Here is a 21,178-nt window from a genome sequence, read left to right as displayed (position 1 = left end):
ATCGCTTCGCGTCACCGTCGGCGATCGCCAGGCTAGAACCGCTTGTTGATGCCGACGATCGCGCCGACCGTCGTGCCCGACACGCCGTACAGCGCATTGTCGATCGACAGCCCGAATCGCTCGCGGCCGTGGTTGTTCACCGCGCCCACCTGCATATAGAGCGAGGTCGCCTTCGACAGGAAATAGCGCGTCGTCAGCGCGCCGAGCAGCGTGTGATTGTCCGAGTCGTGCGGGTCGCGGATGTACCAGAGGCCGGCGTTGATATCGAGCTGCGGCAGCGCGTAATAGTCGAAGCCGACGTTCCAGACGTTGTTGGTGCCGCCATTCACGACGCCGCCGGCCACCGTCGTCGGCACCTTGTAGCTCGTGAACGACCCCTTCACCGTGAAGCGGTCGAAGTGGTAGCCCGCGCCGATCATGCGGCCGAAGAACGGCTGCTGGAAGGTGGTCAGCCCGGCGGAGCCGCGGCCTGAACTCGAGTCGTACATCGCGGCGTTCACGACCAGCCCGCGAAACTCGTAGCGCGCGCTGAGCGAGTACTGCTGCCCTGCGCGATAGTCGCCTGGCACGCCGCCGAACGCATACATCGCACTGCCGGAAAACCCGGCGAACTTCGGGCTCGTATAGGTGATCGCATTCGGATTGAAGGTGCCGACAAACGTGTTGTCCGCATAGACGGAGAACGCCGTGCCGAACTGGCCCGCGTTGCGCGGATCGGACTCGTAGATCGCCAGCACGAACGGCGAATACTGCACGCCCGCCTTCAACTCGCCGAAGTTGCCGTTGAGCGCCAGCCATGCCTGGCGGCCGAACAGATTGCCGTTGCTGTTGTCGAAGCCGCCGTTGACGACGCTGACGCCGCTTTCCAGCCTGAAGCTCGCCTTCAACCCGCCGCCGAGGTCTTCCTGTCCGAACAGGCCGAAATTCGACGGCTCCAGTCCGCCGTTGATCAGGCTGAACTGCTTGCCGCGATTGGCGCCGGTCGCCGAATTGAGCGTCTTGCTGGTGAACAGCATCCCCACGTCGAGCGTGCCGTACAGCGTGACGCTGCTTTGCGCCCACGACGACGCGGGCAGCAGCGCAATGCCAAGCGCGATAACTGTCTTCTTCGTGCGCAGCCCTGATGATCGGCTTACATTCATTTCGATATCCGAATTTAACGAGAGGTGGAGGAACGGTGCATATCGGGCTGCTGAAGCCTTGCAGCGATATTCAGGGCCGTCGATCGGGTCGCGATGTCCGGCGGCGGACAGGCGGTTCCGGGCTCGGCATTAATCTAACGTTCGGTAGATTGCGGTGCACGACATCGAATCTCCATTGGGTATAACCCGAGGCGAATTCGTGCTTTCGTGCGATGATCCATTGGATGAATTTCGGCGTTCCGTACTTCAACGCGTTCAAGCGAATTTGAATTTTAAAAAATCGTCTGTTTTACGGAATAAATCGCATGGAAGCGTTTCCAGGCAGGTAACCGAAGCCGTGTTTGCGCGAGTGAAGCGGGATGCCTGGGCCACGAGGCGTTTTACCCGACGGAACGATTTTTTTCGCGCGTCTGTCGGAAACCGCAGATTCGGCGACTTGAACGGGCAGGCGAATGCGCGCTGCCGGAGCGCGCGTGAATGACGGCGGAGAAGGAATGTGGTCGGAGGCGATCCGCGGCCAGCCTGACGAGGATCAAACCGGCGATGCCCGCAGCCCGATGGTTCGCGTCGGGCGATGCAGGCGACTCAGGCGAGCGCCCGCGACGACAGCCCGGGCGGGTCGTCATCGCGAGCAGCACGAACTGCACGAAAAGCGCTTCGCGCAGCGCGCCTACTTGCCCATCGGTTTCGCGAACATCATGTGCGACATGCCGCCGTCGCACGCGATCGACTGCGCGGTGATATAGCCGGCGGCCGGCGACGCGAGATACACGATCAGGTCGGCGACTTCCTCCGGCTTGCCGACCCGGCTCATCGGCAGCATCGTCGCCAGTTGATCGAGGATCTCCTGAGGCACCGAGCCGCGCGCCATCGGCGTATCGATCACGCCCGGCAACACGACGTTGACGCGCACGCCATAGGCGGACCATTCGTGCGCCATCTGCCGGCTGAGCGTAATGAGCGCCGCCTTGCTCGGACCATACGCGCCGCCCTGCGAATAGCCGTGCACGCCCGCGAGAGAAGCCGTGTTGACGATGGCCGCATGCGCGCTCTTCTTCAGATGCGGCAGCGCGCTGCGCGCGAGCATCAATGCGCCGTCGACGTTCACCTGGAAGCCGGCGCGCCATTCGTCGATCGGCACGTCCTCGAGCATTCCCGAGCGCACCAGCGCGGCGGTGTTGATGACGACGTCGAGCCGTCCGAAGCGCTCGACCGTCGCGGCGATGGTCGCATCGATGTCCGGCTGTTTCGACACGTCGAGACCGAGCGCGATCGCCTCGCCGCCGTTGCGCACGATCTCGCCGGCGACGCGCTCGGCGTGGCCGGCGTTCAGGTCGGCCACCGCGACGGCGCCGCCGTTGGCCGCGAAGGTCTTCGCGCTGGCCTCGCCCATGCCGCTGCCCGCGCCGACCACCAGCGCGACCAGCCCCTTGATGCGTGAATGGACCATCCAGTCGCTCGGCGCGTCATGGCTGGATTCGGTGTTCATCGGTTGCTCCTCGTGATGTCAGGTGATGGATGGTTCGTACGCCGGCACTCAGGCGGCCGGCTGGTCCAGGACCACGGTCTTGGATTCGAGGAACGCTTCGAGGCCGCCCGTGCCGCCTTCGCGTCCGATGCCCGATTGCTTGAAGCCGCCGAAGCCGATCGAGAAATCGGTGCGCGACGCGTTGTGGCCGACCGAGCCCGCGCGCAAGCGGCGCGCGACCTGCAGCGCCCGCTCGGTGTCGTGCGTGAACACCGCGGCATTCAGGCCGAAGATCGTGTCGTTGGCCATGTCGATCGCATGTTGCTCGCTGTCGGCCGGGATGACGGACAGCACCGGGCCGAAGAACTCGTTCTGCGCGATGCGCGAGCGGTTGTCGACGTTCGCGAACACCGTCGGTTCGAAGAAGAAGCCGCGCGTCAGATGGGCGGGCCGCTTGCCGCCGATCGCGAGCCGCGCGCCGTCGGACACGCCTTGCGCGACCAGTCGCTCGACCGCGTCGCGCTGCGCCGCGGTCGCGAGCGGCCCCATGCTCGTCGCGTCGTCGAGCGGATCGCCGAGCACCATGCCGCGCGCGGCCTCAACGAGCGCATCGACCATCCGGTCGTGCTTCGCGCGCGGCACGATGATGCGCGTGAGGCTGTGACAGACCTGTCCCGACAGATAGCTGAAATACGGTGCGCCGAGCACCTTGGCGGCCGTTTCGACGTCGTAGTCGTCGAGTACCACGGCAGGCGATTTGCCGCCGAGCTCGAGCGTGACGCGCGCGACGCGCTCGGCCGCCACCGCGCCGATGCGCCGGCCAGCGCCGGTGGAGCCGGTGAAGGTGATCTTGTCCACGCCGGGATGGCGCACGAGCGATTCGGACACGGTCCGGTCGGCCGTCAGCATGTTGACCACGCCGGGCGGCAGGCCGACCTCGTCGCAGATCTGCGCGAACAGATGGCCTGAACTCGGCGTCTCGGGCGAATTCTTGATGACGACCGTGCAGCCCGCGAGCAGCGCCGGTGCGATCTTGTAGGCAAGCAGTCCGGCCGGCCCGTTCCACGGCACGATCACGGCCACCACGCCGACCGGCTCCTGCACGCGGTAGGCCTGATGGCCCGTCACGGCGCGCGCGGGCTCGACGAACGGATAGCTGTGCGCCATGGCCGCGTACTGGCGGAACGCGCCGCTCAGGAACAGGCCGATGCGCGGCTTGGCGATCCGGTACAGCACGCCGGACTCGATGCTCCAGCCGCGCGCGAAATCGTCGTTCAGCGCTTCGAGGCGGGCGGCGATTTTCTCGAGGAAGGCGCCGCGCTCGGCCGGCGACAGGCGCGGCCACGGCCCGCGATCGAATGCATCGCGCGCGGCGCGCACGGCAGCGTCGACGTCGGCTTCGTTGGCCATCGCCGCGTGCGCGACCACGTCCTCGGTCGCGCAGTTGAGCACCGCACAGGTCTCGGTGGAAGCGGGCGCCACCCAGCGGCCGCCGATATAGAGGCGATCCGCGTGCGGCATGTTCAGCGAAGGAGGGTTCATCGTTGACGGTTCTCCGGTTGCGTGTCGGCTTATCGGCCGGCGGCCCGCACGAACTGGCGGATCACGGTGCCGAAGTCGTCCACGTGTTCGAGGTTCAGCACGCTGTCGACGACGCGATCGACGGTCGCGGCCGGCAGCAGGCCGTCGACGAAGGTGCGGAACTTGCCGACCAGTTCGTCCGTCGTCATGTAGGTCGACGGATCCGCCGACGGCGTGCCCTTCGGGAACATCTTCTCGCCGGCGAAGACCTGGCCGCGTGCGCGCACCTCGACGCGCGACGGGCGGCTCGAAATGTCGGCCGAGATCGACTGGAAATAGGTCGGATGCGTTTTCAGCGAGACGCGGTTCATCAGCGCCATCACGGACGGGTCGAACACGACGGCCGGATCCTGCCAGCGCGGGCCCGGCGGAATGCGGTGCGCCGCAACGGCGAGCCCGTGCGAGAAACAGAACTGCGCGTCGTGCACCTCGAGAATGTCGCGGTTCGTGAAGCAGGGCAGCACATAGGCCCAGCCTTCGCCGTGCGACGTGATGCTCTCGATTTCGTCGGGCTTCAGGTCGTGCTGCGTGACGATGTCGATCAGCAGGTCGAGCGGCGCATGCATCACGCGGCAGTGCGGATAGGGCTTGAACATCTGGAAGGCGGGGAAGCGCCACGTGTCGCCGAGGTCGGCCGTGATCAGCTCGGGCGTCCAGCGGTCGGTGCCGATGAAGCTCGCGTAGCCGTTGACCTCGTCGTCGAGGATCCGCAGATCGCCGCGGTGCCCGAGTTCGCCCATGTCGGCGGCTGTCAGCGCGACGTTGGTCAGGCCGCCGGCCAGCTGGTACTTGATGGTCGCGGTCGGCGCGTGCGTGAACCACGCGCGCTGCGCATTCACGGGCGCCGAGGCGGCGGCAAGACCCAGCGCGTTCGCCAGCTGCGCGGCCGACAGGCGCTTGAGCTTGCCGGCGGAGGCGGTCGCGCCGAACACGGTGCTGCTGTAGCCGACCACCGATGCGGGGTTGGCGGACTTGCCGTCCTTGGTGTCGCGATAGCCGGCCATCGCGGCGCCGAAGCGATACGAGATCTCGTGCGACACGGCCACCGCGGCGATCAGTTCCTTGCCGGAGCGCCGGTGCACCTCGGCGGTCGCAAAGGCGCCGGGCAGCACGTACGGGCTCACGTGGCCCGGCAGCAGCACCGAGTCCGCATCGAGCGCGTTCAGCAATTCGCTGTTGGCGAACGCGGCGCCGTAGACGGTGGTACGCTCGCCGGTACCGATGATGGTCGCCTCGCCTGCGGTGCCGCCGATGCGGCGGCCCATCTCCACACCGATGCGCCCGCGCGGATGATCGATACCGGCCAGCGCGACGCCCAGCGAATCGAGGATGTCGCGCTTGCATTCCTGCACGACGAGGTCCGGCAGCCGCGCGGTGTCGACGCCGGCCGCGAAATCGGCCAGCTGCTGGACGATGGTGGGGGAAGTCATGTGTCTCGCTCCTCGTTCGAATGCTGTTTATGTCTGGACAAATGCGATTAGCGTTGGCTCGCGTGCCGTCGTGTGCAATGGCTGCGATCGAAACGTTCCGTTCTTCGAAAGTCGCGCATGGCCGCGCACGCGAGCGAATTGCCGCATGCGGGGATACCCTGATGGGAAATCGACGCATGCAAAATAGAATAACAACTGTTAGTTAGATTTTGCGCAAAGACTCGATGGTCGGTAGCGCTGTTCCATTGCAGCGCGAACCGACGCACGCTTGCTTTCCCGGCGGGGCCGATGCACGCCGCCCGCCGCTCTCCCACTTCCCGGACTACGCATGAAATACGAAGATTTCCAGTTCCTCCTGTTCGATCGCCAGCCGGACGGCGTCCTGCTCGTCACGCTCAATCGTCCGGAGGTCATGAACGCGACGAACAACCGCATGCACTGGGAACTGACCAAGGTCTGGGGCGTCGCCGCCGAAGACCCGAGCGTCAAGGTCATCGTCGTGACCGGTGCCGGCGATCGCGCGTTCTCGGCGGGCGGCGATCTCGCCGTCGTCGAGGAAATGGCGGCCAGCCAGGAGGCCACGCTGCGCGTGATGAAGGAAGCGTCCGACATCGTCTACAACATGCTCGCGTGCGACAAGCCGATCATCTCCGCCATCAACGGCACGGCCGTGGGCGCCGGTCTCGTCGTCGCGCTGCTGGCCGACGTGAGCGTGATGGCGGAGGATGCGAAACTGACCGACGGGCATGCGCGCCTCGGCGTGTCGGCCGGCGATCATGCGGCGATCGTATGGCCGCTGCTGTGCGGGATGGCCAAGGCCAAGTACTACCTGATGACGGCGGATTTCGTCGACGGCAGGGAAGCCGAGCGGATCGGGCTGGTCAGCTTCTGCACGCCGCGCGCCGACGTGCTGCCGCGCTCGCTCGCGATTGCGGCGAACCTCGCGCGCGGCAGCCAGACCGCGATCCGTGCGACCAAGAAGTCGCTGAACAACTGGATGCGGCTGGCGGGCCCGATCTTCGACAACTCGCTCGCGATGGAGATGCTGTGTTTCCTCGGCGCGGACGTGAAGGAAGGCGTCGCGGCATTGCGCGGCAAACGCCAGCCCGAGTTTCCGTCGGCGCAGCTGCCGCAGTCGTAGGCGATCGAATGCCGGGGTTGCGGCCCGGCTGCTGCAGCCCTTTATCTAACTAACGATAGGTAAAAATCGCGCATGCCGCGACCGCTTCTCGACGGCATGGCGCATATCGAAGCCACACGCTGTTCCTGCGCATGGTGCCCGGCATTTCGAATTCGGACGCGCGGCGACGTTCCGCTGGCCTGACGAACGCTGCGATATCAACTGGAGATTTCATGACGACCGTAACTGACGCTGCACAGGCCGCGCGCGCGAAAGCGCTCGCGTGGATCGGACAAGGCACGAAGCGTCTGCTGATCGGCGGGCGATGGGTCGACGCCGCATCGGGCAAGACCTTCGAGACGATCAACCCAGCCACCGAGCGGCCGCTCTGCCGCGTCGCCGAGGCCGACAGCGCCGATGTCGACGCGGCCGTGGTCGCGGCGCGCAACGCGTTCGACGCGCCGTCGTGGTCGGCGGTGTCGCCGCACGCGCGCACGCGCGCGCTGCTGAAGATCGCCGACGCGATCGAGGCCCATGTCGACGAGCTGGCGGCGATCGAATCGCTCGACAACGGCATGCCGCTGTGGTTCGCGCAGGCCGCGGCAGGCGCCACCGTGGACATCGTCCGCTACTACGCGGGCTGGTGTTCGAAGGTGCTCGGCACCACGATCCCGTCGGACGGCAGCACGCTGATCTACACGCTGCGCGAGCCGCTCGGCGTGTGCGGCCAGATCATCCCGTGGAACGTGCCGATCCTGATGGCCGCGATCAAGATCGCGAACGCGTTGTGCTGCGGCAATACGGTGATCCTGAAGCCGGCCGAGCTGGCCTGCCTGACCTCGATCCGGCTCGCGGAGCTGATTCAGGACACCGACCTGCCGCCGGGCGTCGTCAACGTGCTGCCGGGCTTCGGCGCGACGGCAGGCGCGGCGCTCGCGCAGCATCCGGGCGTCGACAAGATCGCGTTCACCGGCTCGACGGCGGTCGGCAAGCAGATCGCGCGCGACGCGACGCTGAACCTGAAGAAGGTGACGCTCGAACTCGGCGGGAAGGCGCCCAACGTGGTGTTCGCCGACGCCGACCTCGAAAAGGCCGTGCAGGCCGCGGTAAAGACGTTCTGCGGCAACTCGGGCCAGGTGTGCTCGGCCGGCACGCGCCTGTTCGTGCAGGAAAGCATCCACGAGCAGGTGGCGGAGCGCGTCGCGCAGCTGGCGGCCGGGTGGAAGGCCGGCGACCCGTTCGCGGCCGACACGAAGATCGGCCCGCTGATCTCGGCAACGCAGCGCGAGCGCGTGCAGTCGTACATCGGCGTGGGCCGCGAAGGCGGCGCGACCTTGCGGCTCGGCGGCGAGCCGTGGCGCGGCGCTGGCTATTTCGTCGAGCCGACGATCTTCGACAACGTGCGCAACGGCATGCGCATCGCGCAGGAGGAGATCTTCGGGCCGGTGCTGTCGATCATCCCGTTCCGCGACGAGGACGATGCGGTGCTGCAGGCCAACGATACGACCTACGGGCTCTCTGCCGCGGTCTGGACGCGCGATGTCGCGCGCGCACACAAGGTGGTGCGCGCGCTCAAGGCCGGGCGGCTGTGGATCAACACGTTCGGCGAATCCGATCCGGCGATGGCGTTCGGCGGATACAAGCAATCGGGCTGGGGCCGCGAATTCGGCCAGGAATCGATCGACGCCTATACGCAGACGAAGTCGATCATGCTGCGCATGTGAACTTCGGCGTCCAGAACATCTTCAGGAGACTTCATCAACATGAACATTCCGCATTTCGTGTCGGGTACCAAGCAGCTGCTGATCGGCGGGCAGTGGGTCGAGCCGGCCGGCGGCGAGCGCATCGAGGCCATCAACCCGGCCACCGGCGAGGTGCTGTGCCATATCGCGCAGGGCAGCGCGCAGGACGTCGATCGCGCGGTGGCCGCGGCGCGCCGCGCGTTCGAAGGACCGTGGAGCCGCTTCACGCCGCACGAACGGCGCAAGCTGCTGCTGCGCGTGCATGACGCGATTCTCGATCACTTCGACGAGCTCGCGCTGATCGAGACGCTCGACATGGGCGCGCCGCTCGCGCGCACGCGCGGCTACAAGGAATGGCTGTCGCAGCTGCTGCAGTTCTACGCATCGCAGACGGGCGCGGGCGCGGTGGAAACGCCGCCGATGTCGATCGCGCCGAACTTCACCACGCTCAAGCAGTTGATGCCGGTCGGCGTGGTCGGCGGCATCATCCCGTGGAACGGCCCGCTGATGGGGATGTGGTGGATCTACGGCCCCGCGCTGGCGACCGGCTGCACGGCCGTGCTGAAGCCGGCCGAGGATGCGTCGCTGTCGTCGCTGCGCGTATCCGAGCTGATGATGGAAGCGGGCGTGCCCGACGGCGTGATCAACGTCGTGACCGGCTACGGCAAGGACGTCGGCCAGGCGCTGGCCGAGCACCCGGACGTCGATCGCGTCGCCTTCACGGGTTCGGTCGGCACCGCGCAGGCGATCGTGCGCGCGTCGGCCGGCAACCTGAAGCGGCTGCAGCTCGAACTCGGCGGCAAGTCGCCCGACATCGTGTTTGCCGATGCCGATCTCGACAAGGCCGTGCCCGGCGCGGCGATGGGCGTGTTCACGAATACCGGCCAGGTGTGCGTGGCCGGCACGCGGATCTTCGTGCAGCGCGCGATCCACGACGAATTCGTGCAGCGCATGGCCGCGTTCGCCGGCACGATCCGCATCGGCGACGGCCGCGATCCCGACACGCAGATCGGCCCGCTGATTTCCCAGCGCCAGCTCGAACGCGTGATGCATTACGTGGACGTCGGCGGCAAGGAGGCCCGGCTCGTGCACGGCGGCGGTCGACCGGACGGCGCGCCGGCCGGCGGGTTCTTCATCGAGCCGACGGTGTTCGCCGACGTGCGCAACGACATGACGATCGCGCGCGAGGAGATCTTCGGGCCGGTCGCGTCGGTGATTCCGTTCGACACGATCGAGGACGCGCTGCGGCTCGCGAACGATACGCCGTACGGGCTCGCCGGCGGTGTATGGACCAGCAGCCTGTCGACCGCGCACCGCGTCTCGCAGGGGATTCGCTCGGGCACCGTGTGGGTCAACTGCTACGGCGTGATCGATCCGGCGGTGGGTTTCGGCGGCACGAAGATGAGCGGCTACGGCTGGAAGGGCGGCAAGGAGCACGTCGAGAGCTTCCTGTACCCGAAGGCCACCTATATCAATCTGGTCTGAGCCGGCACGGCGCCGCGTCACGACCGCATTCCCGCAGGCACAGGAGACACAAGACATGAAAGGCGTGGTTTTCAGAGGCGAACGCAGGCTGGAGATTCTCGATTTCGACGATCCGACGCCCGGCCCCGCCGATGCCGTGATCGAAATGAAGGCGTCGGGCATGTGCGGCAGCGACCTGCATTTCTACCGCAACAAGCCGGCCGACGTGATCCGCTCGCTGGGCTTCAAGGATCTCGCGTCGCGCGGCATGTCGGAGGACACGCCGATCATCGGCGGTCACGAGCCGTGCGGGCGGATCGTCGCGGTCGGTTCGGCCGTCGATCCGCGCGCGTTCAAGGTCGGCGATCGCGTCGCGGTGTTCCACTACGAAGGCTGCATGCACTGCGATCACTGCCGCACCGGCTGGACGCAGATGTGCAGCCACGGCGCGGACATCCACGGCGTGATCAAGCACGGCGGCCACGCGCACTACATGAAGGTGCCCGCGACCTCGCTGGTCCATCTGCCCGACGAAGTGTCGTACGCCACCGGCGCCGCGATTTCCTGCGGCACCGGCACGGCGTGGGGCGCGCTGCTGCGCCTCGGCATCAGCGCGCGCGACACGCTCGCGGTGTTTGGGCTGGGCCCGGTCGGCCTGTCGGCCGTGCAGCTGGCCGCAGCGATGGGCGTCGAGGTGATCGGCGTCGATATCGCGGCCGATCGCGTCGCGCGCGCGAAGGATTTCGGCGCGGCCCACGTGATCGACGGCAGCCGGCAGGACCCGATCGAGGAGATCCAGAAGCTCACCGGTGGTCTCGGCGTGACCTGCGCGATGGACTGCGCGGGCGGCGACGTGCCGAAGCAGCAGGCGGTGCGCAGCACGCGCCCGTGGGGGCGGATCGCGCTGGTGGCCGTGGGCGGCAACCTCAACGTCGACGGGATGAAGGACGTGATCGGCAAGCAGCGCACGATCCTCGGCTCCTATACGTTCTCGGAAGTCGGCATGAAGGACTGCATCCACTTCGTCGCCGATCACGGCGTGGACGTCGACAAGCTGTTCACCGATCGCTGGCAGCTCGAGCAGGCCGACGAGGCCTACCGGCAGTTCGACGCGCAGGCGGGCGGCAAGGGCGTGTTCGTGTTCTGAGCGCACCGTCGCGAGACACGTCGAGAGACGAGGAGACAGAAGCATGGCGAGATTCGAACGCCAGGGGATCGAGGATCCGATGGCCACGCTGTGCCGGATGGCACTGCAGACGCAGTACGACGACCTGCCGGCCGGCGTGGCGCGCCATGCGCGGCAGACGCTGCTCGACGCGATGGGCGTGACCATCGGCGGCTCGGCGATGGAGGGCATTCCGGAGATCGTGTCGCTCGTCAAGGAGCGCGGCGGCAATCCGCAGACGCCGCTGCCGTTCTACGGCGGCCGCGTGCCGGCGCACGAGGCGGCGCTCGCGATGGGCCCGATGCCGCGCGCGATGGATTGCGGCGACCTGCACGAGGAAGCCGGGCATGTGACCGAATACGTGGTGCCGACGCTGCTCGCCGCCACCGGCCTGCGCGGCAAGGTATCGGGCAAGGAATTCCTCGCGGCGATGGCCGTCGGACAGGAGATCCTGGTGCGGCTCGGCACCGCGTACAAGGTGATCAACCGCGCGATCAAGCATCACGAATGCGGCGGCCATTACATCTTCGGCGCGGTCGCGGCCGTCGGCAAGCTGCTCGGGCTGACGCAGGACCAGCTCGAAAACGCGCAAGGCATCGCGCGGACCATGACGCAGCCCAATACGATGGGCATCTATTCGCCGGCCACGCTGATGGTGCGCATGCATCACGGGCTCGTCAGCCAGGCCGCGATCACGTGCTGCCAGCTGGCCCAGCGCGGCATCACCGGGCCGCGCGCCGAGGTGCTGACCGGGCCGAAAGGGTATCTGGGCACCGCGCGCTGGGAGACCGATCCCGACTTCATCCTGCATGCGCTTGGCGAGCACTGGGAGATGGAGAACATCATCACCAAGGGCTACAGCGCGTGCTATTTCTCGCATTCGTCGATCGACGCGATTCGCGAACTGATGCGCGCACACCGCTTCGGCGCGGCCGAGATCGCCGGCATCCATATCGAGACCTCGACGCCGGGCTGGCGCGCGGTGTGCGAGCCGCAGGACAAGAAGTGGCACCCGGTCACGGTGCCGGAGTGCCAGTTCAGCCTGCCGTACGTGGTCGCCATCGCGGCGTTCGACGACAAGGTGTTCCTCGAGTCGTACAGCGAAGCCGCGCGCCGGCGGCCCGAGGTGCGCGAGCTGATGACGCGCATCACGGCCGCGGAAAACCCCGACGTGTCCGACTGGGGTGCGCGCATGACCGTCACGCTGCATGACGGGCGCACGCTGGCGAAAGAGTGCATATACGTGAAGGGCCATCCGCGCAATCCGTTCACGGAGCAGGACTTCATCGCCAAGTTCAGGCTGTGCGTGCCGTATTCGGCGATCGACCTGCCGCAGCAGACCGTCGACCGGATGATCGACGACATCCTGCATCTCGACGCGGTGGAAGACGTCGCGGCGGTGTTGCTCGATCCGCTCGTGCCGTCCGGGGAGGAATCGGCAGTCCGGCCGGCTTCGCCGGACCGCACCTGCCCCGCATGATTTTTCATGGCCCGCGCGAGAGCCGGGCCATTTACCATTCGATCATTCAGGAGACTTTCATGACTGTCACCCGCGAGACCCGCTCCGTCGCGCCGGACAACTGCCCGCCGCTCGAGCAAGCGGTGGTGCGTTTCATCCAGAAACTGAAATACGAGCACCTCGAGGCGCGCGCGCTGGCCGGCGTCAACCGCCTGATGCGCGACCAGATCGCATTGCAGGTCGGCATTTCGAAAATGCCGTGGTCCGAGCAGCTGCTCGCCTACGCGAAGGCCGGGCAGCGTCCGGGCAAAAGCCGCGTGAGTGCGTCGGCGCTGACGATGAGCGCGGCCGATGCCGCGTTCGTCAACGGTTCGTACGGGCACGGCTTCGAGTACGACGACGCGCACGGCCCGAGCTACAGCCATCCCGGCAGCTGCGTGATTCCGGCCGCGCTCGCGATCGGCGAGGAACTCGGCGCATCGCTCGAGGAGGTGATCGTCGCGATGGTGGCCGGCTACGAAGTCTATGCGCGCATCGGCCTGCTTGCCGCGCCCGAACTGCTGCAGCGCGGCTATCACCCGCACGCGACGCTGTCCAACTTCGGCGCGGCGGCCGTGGCGGCCAAGCTGCGCGGCTTCGACGCGGAGACCACGCTGCACGCGCTCGCGATCGCGCTGAGCCACGTGTCGGGCACGACCGAATACACGTCGACCGGCGGCTCGATCAAGCGCATCCACGCGGGCATCGGCACGCGCAACGGGATGGCGGCGGCCGACATGGCGCACGCGGGCATCACGGGCCCGCGTGCGTTCCTGAGCGGCAACAAGGGCTTCTTCCGCACCTTCCTGCAGCGCACGGCCGGCGACAACGCCGAGCGGCGCTTCGACCTCGATCGGCCGTTCGAGATCGGCACCGTGTGGCTCAAGGCGTATTGCGCGTGCTACTGCACGCACGCGTACATCGACGCGCTGCGGCCGTTCGCGGCGCGCCGCGACGAGATCGCCGACATCCACCTGAAAATCACGCCGCACTTCAACGTCGTCGTCGGCACAGCCAACGTCAATGCGTATACGCCGAAGAACATCGAGCACGTGCAGTTCAGCCTGCCGATCCAGGCAGCGTTCACGCTGCTCGGCAAGGGCAACGGTTATCCGGTCCATCGCGACTACCTGGCCGGCAAGATCGACATGGCGCCCGTGATCGAGATCGCGCGCAGCATCCGCATCAGCGAGGCGCCCGAGCTCGAGAAACAGTATCCCGGCAAGTTCGTCGCCGACGTGACCGTCACGTTCAAGGACGGGCGCACCGAGCACGTGTTCGTCGGCGATCCGATCGGCACCGACACGAATCCGATGCCGGAGCACGAGCAGGATGCGAAGTTCATGGACCTGACGACCGACGTGCTGGGCGCCGAGCGCGCGCGTGCGCTGCTGGCCGCGCTGCGTGAGCTGAATCCGGCGACGAAGGCGGCGGAGCTGACTGCCATGTGGGCGGTGGAAGGCTGAGCGGGGCGGTCGTCCGGAGCGGTGTGTGCGTTCCGGGCGGCCGCTGCGGCGATGCGAGACGATGCAAGACAACGGGCGGCGCCGGAATACCGGACGCCGCCCGTTTTTTCATCGGCGTGCGGATTCGAGGCCGACGCCAGCGAGCCGCTAAGCTTATCGCGCCGGCTTCCGCACGCTCGCGACGATTGCCTCGGCCGCGCGGATCACGGGCAGGTCGACCATGCGGCCGTCGAGGCTGAACGCCGCGCCGCCGTGCTTCGCGGCTTCGTCGAGCACGCGGCGCGCCCACGCATGCTCTTCGTCCGAATAACCCATCGCATCGTTCACGCCGCCGACCTGCGCGGGGTGGATGCACAGCTTGCCGCCGAAGCCGAACGCGCGTGCACGCTGCGCGTCGGCGGCCAGCCGTTGCGCATCGTCGGTGCGCGTCGTCACACCGTCGATCGGCGCGGGCAGCTGTGCGCGGCGCGACGCGGCCACGAGCGCGTTGCGTGCGAACGCCAGCTCCGGTTCATCGGGCGACGCGCGCATGCCGAGATCGAGCTGGAAGTCGAGATGGCCGAACGCGAGACGCACGACCTGCGGATCGCGCGCAAGCGCATCGGCCGCATCGAGCCCGGCCAGCGATTCGATCAGCGCGACGAGGCGCGCCGCCTCGCCGAGCTGCTGCGCGACGCGGCGCAGCGCTTGCGCGTCTTCCGATTTCGGCAGCATCACCGCGACGCCTTGCGCGGTCCAGTCGCGCAGCAACGCGAGATCCGTGTCGTGCCACGGCGTGCCGACGGCGTTCACGCGCACCACGGTGCGCGCGCGCTGCTCGGGCGTGAACTGCGGCAGGTGCCGCGAAAGCTGCGCGCGCGCGTCGTCCTTGCTGCCTTCGGGCACCGCGTCTTCGAGGTCGATGACGATGCAGTCGGCGGCCGTATCGAACGCCTTTGCAAAGCGCTCGGGACGCGTGGCGGGCACGAACAGCAGGCTGCGCGCATGCAGTACGGGGGAAGGAGAGGTCGTCATGGCTCAGATTACGCCGTCGGCGCGCAATTGTTCGATATCGGCGTCGCTGCGCCCCAGTTCGCGCAGGATCGCCGTGCTGTGTTCGCCGAGCGCGGGCACCGGATCCATGCACACGTCGAAGCTGTCGATCGTGGCGGGCGGCAGCAGCGCCTGCAGTTCGCCGGCCGGCGAACCGACGGTGCGGAAGCGGCCGCGCGCATGCAGCTGCGGGTGCGTCCACAGATCGCCGACCTGGTTGACGGCGGCATTCGCGATCTGCGCTTCGTCGAGCCGCGCGATCACGTCCTGCGCGGTGAGATCGGCAAACACCTGCTCGATCACGGCCTTCAGGCTCGCGCGGTTCTCCGAGCGGCGCACGTTCGCGTCGAAACGCGGGTCGGTCGCAAGGTCCGGGCGGCGCAGCACGATATCGCAGAACACCTTCCACTCGCGCTCGTTCTGCAGGCCCAGCATCACGACGCGGCCGTCGCCGGCCGTAAACGGCCCGTACGGGTAGATGGTCGCGTGTGCCGCGCCGTTGCGGCCGGGCGGCTGCTGGCCGTCGTACGCGTAGTACATCGGGAAGCCCATCCACTCGGCGAGCGCCTCGAGCATCGAGATTTCCACGTGCGAGCCTTTGCCCGTGACGCCGCGCTGCAGCAGCGCGCTGAGGATGCCCGTGTACGCGTACATGCCGGCCGCGATATCGGCGATCGAATTGCCGGCCTTGCACGGTTCGTCGGGCGTGCCGGTGATCGACAGGAACGCAGCCTCGCTCTGGATCAGCAGGTCGTAGGCTTTCTTGTCGCGATACGGGCCGTCGCCGCCGTAGCCGGAGATGTCGCAGACGATCAGGCGCGGATATTTGGCATGCAGCGCGTCGAACGACAGCCCCATGCGCGCGGCGGCGCCCGGTGCGAGGTTCTGCACCAGCACGTCGGCCTGCGCGACGAGCTCGCCGAGCACGTCCTGTGCAGCGGCTTGCTTCAGGTCCAGCGTGAGGCTTTCCTTCGAGCGGTTGGTCCAGACGAAGTGCGACGCGAGGCCGCGCGTGCGGTGATCGTAGGCGCGCGCGAAATCGCCGACGCCGGGCCGTTCCACCTTGATCACGCGCGCGCCGAGATCGGCGAGCTGGCGCGTGCAGAACGGCGCGGCGATCGCGTGTTCGAGCGTGACGACGGTCATCCCGCTCAGCGGGCCGGGTTGAGCTTGGCGAGCTTGCATGGTCGGGTCGCTATTCCAGTTCGATGCTGGCCTGCATGGCCAGCTGTCCTTGCGGGCCGCGCGCCCACACGCGCGCGGTATGGCCTTCGAGCTTGCCGTTCACCGTGAACGGCGCGGTGTCGAACAGCGGGCTGACCGCCTTGAAGTCGAAGGCGCGGATCGTCTTGCCGGGGTGCCTGCGGCGCAGTTCCTCCATCAACAGCATCGCGATCAGCGGGCCGTGCACCACCAGGCCCGGATAGCCTTCTTCGTGCATCGCGTAGGGCCGGTCGTAGTGGATCCGGTGGCCGTTGAAGGTGAGCGCGGAAAAGCGCATCAGCAGCACCGGATCGGGGATGACGATGCGCGAATACTGTTCGTCGGTCGGCGCCGGCTGTGGCGCCGGCTGTGGCGCGGGCGCCGGCGTGCCGGCCGCGGCGGGCGGCGGCGCGTCGCGATAGACGATGTCCTGTTCTTCGCGGATCGCCACGCCTTGCGCGTCGCCGATCTCGTGCAGCACGGTCACGAATACGAGCCGGCCGCTGCGGCCGGATTTGCTCTGCACGTTCGCGATCGTGGAGCGGCGCTGTATCGGCGTATCCACGGCAAGCGGACGCAGGAACTGCAGCCGCCCGCCGGCCCACATGCGGCGCGGCAGCGCGACCGGCGGCAGGAAGCCGCCGCGCCGCGGGTGACCGTCGATGCCGATGTTCGACTGCCGCTCGCCGGGCAGAAAGTACAGCCAGTGCCACAGCGGTGGCAGGACGTCCGGCAGCGCGGACGGCTCGGCGTCGTCCAGCGTAGCCCGCAGGAGGCGGATCGGCGCGGGCGTGATGCGGTCCGCGCTGTCTTCGCGGCGGCCGATCCACGCGTCGAATGATTCGGGTTGCTCGCCAGTCATGTCGTTTCGCGTTCTCGATGATTGAAGCGTCGTGAAGGCTGCCGTCAGTCGCGCTGCGGCAGCCGTTCCCGTCAGAGTTCGTTGACCAGTTCCGGCACGAGCGCGAACAGATCGCCGACGAGACCATAGTCGGCCACGCTGAAGATCGGTGCTTCTGGATCCTTGTTGATCGCGACGATCACCTTCGAATCCTTCATGCCGGCCAGGTGCTGGATCGCACCTGAGATGCCGACCGCGATGTACAGCTGCGGTGCGACGATCTTGCCGGTCTGGCCGACCTGGTAGTCGTTCGGCACGTAGCCCGCGTCCACTGCCGCGCGCGAAGCACCGAGTGCGGCCGACAGCTTGTCCGCCAGCGGCTCCAGCACCTTCGTGTAGTTCTCGCCGCTGCCCAAGCCGCGGCCGCCCGAGACAATGATGCTCGCCGACGTCAGTTCAGGACGGTCCAGCTTCGTCACTTCACGGCTGACGAACTGCGACTTGCCTGCATCGGCCGCCGCTTCGATCTTCTCGACCGACGCGCTGCCGCCTTCGGCCGCGACCGGATCGAAACCCGTCGCGCGCACCGTGATGACCTTGATCGGGTCGCTCGACTGCACCGTCGCGATCGCGTTGCCGGCGTAGATCGGGCGCTCGAACGTGTCGGCCGAATCGACCGCCGTGATGTCCGAGATCTGCGCGACGTCGAGCTTCGCGGCGATACGCGGTGCGATGTTCTTGCCGTACGCAGTCGCCGGCGCGAGGATGTGCGAATAGTCCTTCGCAATGTTCAGCGCGGTTGCTTCGACGTTTTCCGCGAGGCCCGCTTCGAGCTGCGGCGCATCGGCCAGCAGCACCTTCGCCACGCCGGCGATCTTCGCGGCCGCATCGGCTGCGCCCTGCGCGTTGTGACCGGCGACCAGCACGTGAATGTCGCCGCCGATCTTCTGCGCCGCTGCCACCGTGTTCAGCGTCGCGGCCTTGATCGACGCGTTGTCGTGTTCTGCAATTACCAGAATCGTCATTTCTATCCGCTCCCTTTACAGCACCTTGGCTTCGGTCTTCAGCTTCTCGACCAGCGTCTTCACGTCCGGCACCTTCACGCCGGCTGCGCGCTTCGGCGGCTCGGCCACCTTCAGCGTCTTCAGACGCGGCGCGACGTCCACGCCGAGGTCTTCGGGCTTCACCGTTTCCAGCGGCTTCTTCTTCGCCTTCATGATGTTCGGCAGCGTCACGTAGCGCGGCTCGTTCAGGCGCAAATCCGTGGTGACGACTGCGGGCAGTTGAAGCGACAGCGTTTCCGCGCCGCCGTCCACTTCGCGTGCAACCGTCGCCTTGCCGTCGGCAATCGTCACCTTCGAGGCGAACGTCGCCTGCGGCAGGCCTGCCAGCGCGGCGAGCATCTGGCCGGTCTGGTTCGAATCGTCGTCGATCGCCTGCTTGCCGAGGATCACGAGCTGCGGCTGCTCCTTGTCGACCAGCGCCTTCAGGATCTTCGCGACGGCCAGCGGCTCGACGCCGTCGTTCGACTCGACGAGGATCGCGCGATCCGCACCGATCGCCAGCGCCGTGCGCAGCGTTTCCTGCGCTTGCGCCACACCGACCGACACGGCCACCACTTCGGTCGCCACGCCTGCTTCCTTCAGGCGCACCGCTTCTTCAACAGCGATCTCGTCGAACGGGTTCATCGACATCTTTACGTTCGCGATATCGACGCCGGATTGATCGGACTTCACGCCGACCTTCACGTTCGCGTCGACCACGCGCTTCACGGGTACGAGAATCTTCATGAAAAGGCTTCCTTCGAGAATCAGTAGGAGCGGGGCAGTTGCAGCACGTGCTCGGCGACGTGCCCCAGGATCATGTTGGTGGAGATCGGCGCGACCTGATACAGGCGCGTTTCGCGGAACTTGCGCTCGACGTCGTATTCGCAGGCGAAGCCGAAACCGCCGTGCGTCTGCAGGCATGCGTTCGCCGCTTCCCAGCTCGCCTTCGCGGCCAGGTACTTGGCCATGTTGGCTTCGACGCCGGCGTTCTGGCGCGCGTCGATCTTCTCGCAGGCACGCCAGCGCATCAGGTTCGCCGCTTCGAGCTCGATGAACGATTCGGCCAGCGGAAACTGGATGCCCTGGTTCTGCCCGATCGGGCGGCCGAACACCTTGCGCTCGCTCGCGTAATCGCGGGCCTTCTCCAGGAACCAGTAGCCGTCGCCGATGCACTCGGCCGCGATCAGCGTGCGCTCGGCGTTCAGGCCGTCGAAGATCACCTTCAGCCCCTTGCCCTCGGTGCCGAGCAGCGCGTCTTCCGGCAGTTCGAGATTGTCGAAGAACAGTTCGTTGGTCTCGTGGTTGACCATATTGAGGATCGGGCGCACGGTCAGGCCGTTGCCGATCGCCTTGTCCAGTTCGACGATGAAGCAGGAGAGGCCGTCGCTCTTCTTCTGGACCTGCTCCAGCGGCGTGGTGCGCGCGAGCAGGATCAGCAGGTCGCTGTGCTGGACGCGCGAGATCCACACCTTCTGCCCGTTGATGACCCAGCGGCCGTCCTTCTTCACGGCGGTGGTCTTCAGCTTGGTCGTGTCGCTGCCGGTGCTCGGCTCGGTCACGCCCATCGACTGCACGCGCAGCTCGCCCGCCGCGATGCGCGGCAGGTAGCGCTGCTTCTGCGCTTCGGTGCCGCTGAACACGATCGTGTTCATCACGTACATCTGGCCGTGGCAGGCGCCCGAATTGCCGCCGGAGCGGTTGATTTCCTCCATGATGACCGACGCCTCGGCCATCGACAGGCCCGGGCCGCCGTAGTCCTGCGGGATCAGCGCGGCGAGCCAGCCGGCCTGCGTGAGCGCGGTCACGAAGGCCTCGGGATAGCCGCGCGCTTCGTCGATCTTGCGGTGGTATTCGGCCGGGAACTGGCTGCACAGGGCGCGCACGGCGTCGCGGATTTCCTGGTACTGGTCGGGGGCGGAAAAGATGGAGGCGCTCATGAATCCTGTCTCGTCATTGGCATCGGTTAGGTCCATAATAAGTTTTGATGGATGAACCAAAAAATAGAATTTTCTGATCGATGGATCAGTTTTCGGTATCGAGGAGCCCTGCGATGGACCTGAAGCAACTGCGCGCCTTCGTCACCGTGGCCGAAACCGGCAATGTCACGCGTGCGTCGAGCCTGCTCAATCTGGTGCAGCCGGCGGTGTCGCGCCAGTTGCGCCTGCTGGAGGAGGACATGGGCACCGAACTGTTCGAGCGCGGCCGGCACGGAATGCAGCTGACGCCGTCGGGCAAGACGATGCTCGAATACGCACGGCGCATCCTCAACGAGGTCGCGCGCGCGAAGGCCGAGATTCAGCCGACCGACGGGCCGGTCGCCGGCATCGTCAGCATCGGCCTGCTGGCCAGCACCTCGGACCTGCTCGCGACGCGGCTGGCGAGCGAGGTCGCCAGCCGTTACCCGCATATCCGGCTGCGGCTCACGATCGGCTATGCGGGCCACCTGCAGGACTGGCTCGAAGCCGGCGACGTGGATGCCGCGCTGCTGTACGGGCAGAAGGAAACGCCTGCGCTGCACGTGAAGGCGCTGATCGAGGAAAGCCTGTGGGCCGTGGCCGCGCCGTCGGTCGGGCTCTCGCGCAAGCGGCCGCTGGCGCTGTCGCGTGTCGCGAGCGAGCCGTTCATCCTGCCGTCCGCGCCGCAGGGGCTGCGTGCGGCGATCGAGCACGCGGCGGCCGAGGCCGACGTGACGCTGCGCGTCGTCACCGAAACCAATGCGCTCAGCGTGCAGAAGGATCTGGTCGCGCAAGGCCACGGCTGGACGATCCTGCCGGCCGTCGGCGTCACGCGGGAAGTCGAGCAGGGCACGCTGAGCGCGGCGCCGCTCGCGTCGCCCGGCATCAAGCGCACGATCGTGCTGGCGGCGCCGAGCAGCCGGCAGGCCACCGCACCGGTGCGCTGCGTGGTCGGCGTGCTGCTCGACTGCGTGAAGGCCACGTTCGACGAGGGCCAGTGGCCCGATGCGCGCTGGCTCGGGTAG

At 67.2% G+C, this 21,178-nt stretch carries 17 protein-coding genes; 7 read left to right on the top strand and 10 right to left on the bottom strand.

The window, feature by feature from the left end; translation table 11 throughout:
• Nucleotides 1–32: 32 nt before the first annotated feature.
• The 4 genes from WS57_RS17045 to WS57_RS17030 all read right to left on the bottom strand — a co-directional run bounded on the left by WS57_RS17045 (nucleotide 33) and on the right by WS57_RS17030 (nucleotide 5,621).
• Nucleotides 33–1,142 (bottom strand): porin, encoded by a 1,110-nt coding sequence (locus WS57_RS17045; RefSeq protein ID WP_009692210.1) that lies wholly within the window; start codon nucleotides 1,140–1,142, stop codon nucleotides 33–35.
• Between the two features lie 670 nt (nucleotides 1,143–1,812).
• On the bottom strand, nucleotides 1,813–2,631 hold the full coding sequence (locus tag WS57_RS17040) for an SDR family NAD(P)-dependent oxidoreductase (RefSeq protein ID WP_009692211.1): 819 nt from the start codon (nucleotides 2,629–2,631) through the stop codon (nucleotides 1,813–1,815).
• A 48-nt stretch (nucleotides 2,632–2,679) separates the two neighbouring features.
• The gene (locus WS57_RS17035) at nucleotides 2,680–4,152 is read right to left on the bottom strand and encodes an aldehyde dehydrogenase (protein WP_059518712.1); all 1,473 of its coding nucleotides are present in this window, start codon (nucleotides 4,150–4,152) and stop codon (nucleotides 2,680–2,682) included.
• 29 nt (nucleotides 4,153–4,181) lie between these two features.
• A complete protein-coding gene (locus WS57_RS17030; protein WP_069244588.1) occupies nucleotides 4,182–5,621 on the bottom strand; it encodes an MmgE/PrpD family protein in 1,440 nt (479 codons plus the stop codon).
• A gap of 328 nt (nucleotides 5,622–5,949) precedes the next feature.
• Between WS57_RS17030 and WS57_RS17025 the strand changes: the two genes are divergently transcribed.
• The 6 genes from WS57_RS17025 (at nucleotide 5,950) to WS57_RS17000 (ending at nucleotide 14,076) form a co-directional block, all read left to right on the top strand.
• Nucleotides 5,950–6,762 carry an enoyl-CoA hydratase/isomerase family protein gene (locus tag WS57_RS17025; protein WP_009692214.1) on the top strand — a complete coding sequence of 271 codons (813 nt, stop codon included), beginning with the start codon at nucleotides 5,950–5,952 and terminating at the stop codon, nucleotides 6,760–6,762.
• Between the two features lie 212 nt (nucleotides 6,763–6,974).
• Nucleotides 6,975–8,465 (top strand): aldehyde dehydrogenase family protein, encoded by a 1,491-nt coding sequence (locus tag WS57_RS17020; protein ID WP_069244587.1) that lies wholly within the window; start codon nucleotides 6,975–6,977, stop codon nucleotides 8,463–8,465.
• 39 nt (nucleotides 8,466–8,504) lie between these two features.
• Nucleotides 8,505–9,968, top strand: coding sequence for an aldehyde dehydrogenase family protein (locus WS57_RS17015; RefSeq protein WP_069244586.1), 1,464 nt, complete (start codon nucleotides 8,505–8,507; stop codon nucleotides 9,966–9,968).
• A 55-nt stretch (nucleotides 9,969–10,023) separates the two neighbouring features.
• A complete protein-coding gene (locus tag WS57_RS17010; RefSeq protein ID WP_009692219.1) occupies nucleotides 10,024–11,094 on the top strand; it encodes a zinc-dependent alcohol dehydrogenase family protein in 1,071 nt (356 codons plus the stop codon).
• 43 nt (nucleotides 11,095–11,137) lie between these two features.
• On the top strand, nucleotides 11,138–12,592 hold the full coding sequence (locus WS57_RS17005; protein ID WP_059601668.1) for an MmgE/PrpD family protein: 1,455 nt from the start codon (nucleotides 11,138–11,140) through the stop codon (nucleotides 12,590–12,592).
• 59 nt (nucleotides 12,593–12,651) lie between these two features.
• Complete coding sequence (locus WS57_RS17000) at nucleotides 12,652–14,076, top strand: MmgE/PrpD family protein (protein ID WP_069244585.1); 1,425 nt, start codon at nucleotides 12,652–12,654, stop codon at nucleotides 14,074–14,076.
• Between the two features lie 153 nt (nucleotides 14,077–14,229).
• Here WS57_RS17000 and WS57_RS16995 read toward each other — a convergent pair whose 3' ends face one another.
• From WS57_RS16995 to WS57_RS16970, 6 genes are all read right to left on the bottom strand, one after another.
• Nucleotides 14,230–15,090, bottom strand: a complete 861-nt coding sequence (locus tag WS57_RS16995; RefSeq protein WP_009692222.1) for an HpcH/HpaI aldolase/citrate lyase family protein — start codon at nucleotides 15,088–15,090, stop codon at nucleotides 14,230–14,232.
• A 3-nt stretch (nucleotides 15,091–15,093) separates the two neighbouring features.
• Entirely contained in the window at nucleotides 15,094–16,293 is a 1,200-nt protein-coding gene (locus tag WS57_RS16990; RefSeq protein WP_069244584.1) for a CaiB/BaiF CoA transferase family protein, read from the bottom strand.
• Nucleotides 16,294–16,303: 10 nt separating this feature from the next.
• On the bottom strand, nucleotides 16,304–17,173 hold the full coding sequence (locus tag WS57_RS16985) for an FAS1-like dehydratase domain-containing protein (protein ID WP_069244583.1): 870 nt from the start codon (nucleotides 17,171–17,173) through the stop codon (nucleotides 16,304–16,306).
• Nucleotides 17,174–17,244: 71 nt separating this feature from the next.
• Nucleotides 17,245–18,177, bottom strand: a complete 933-nt coding sequence (locus WS57_RS16980; RefSeq protein ID WP_060336437.1) for an electron transfer flavoprotein subunit alpha/FixB family protein — start codon at nucleotides 18,175–18,177, stop codon at nucleotides 17,245–17,247.
• A 15-nt stretch (nucleotides 18,178–18,192) separates the two neighbouring features.
• A complete protein-coding gene (locus WS57_RS16975) occupies nucleotides 18,193–18,942 on the bottom strand; it encodes an electron transfer flavoprotein subunit beta/FixA family protein (protein WP_069244582.1) in 750 nt (249 codons plus the stop codon).
• 20 nt (nucleotides 18,943–18,962) lie between these two features.
• On the bottom strand, nucleotides 18,963–20,135 hold the full coding sequence (locus WS57_RS16970) for an acyl-CoA dehydrogenase family protein (RefSeq protein ID WP_009687910.1): 1,173 nt from the start codon (nucleotides 20,133–20,135) through the stop codon (nucleotides 18,963–18,965).
• 113 nt (nucleotides 20,136–20,248) lie between these two features.
• Here WS57_RS16970 and WS57_RS16965 point away from each other — a divergent pair, with 113 nt between their 5' ends.
• Entirely contained in the window at nucleotides 20,249–21,178 is a 930-nt protein-coding gene (locus WS57_RS16965; RefSeq protein WP_038454876.1) for a LysR family transcriptional regulator, read from the top strand.

It is taken from the genome of Burkholderia pseudomultivorans (genome assembly GCF_001718415.1).
In the GTDB taxonomy this organism is placed as follows: Bacteria; Pseudomonadota; Gammaproteobacteria; order Burkholderiales; family Burkholderiaceae; genus Burkholderia; species Burkholderia pseudomultivorans_A.
Note: the sequence above shows the minus strand (reverse complement) of the source record. Positions and strands in the feature narration are given on the sequence as shown.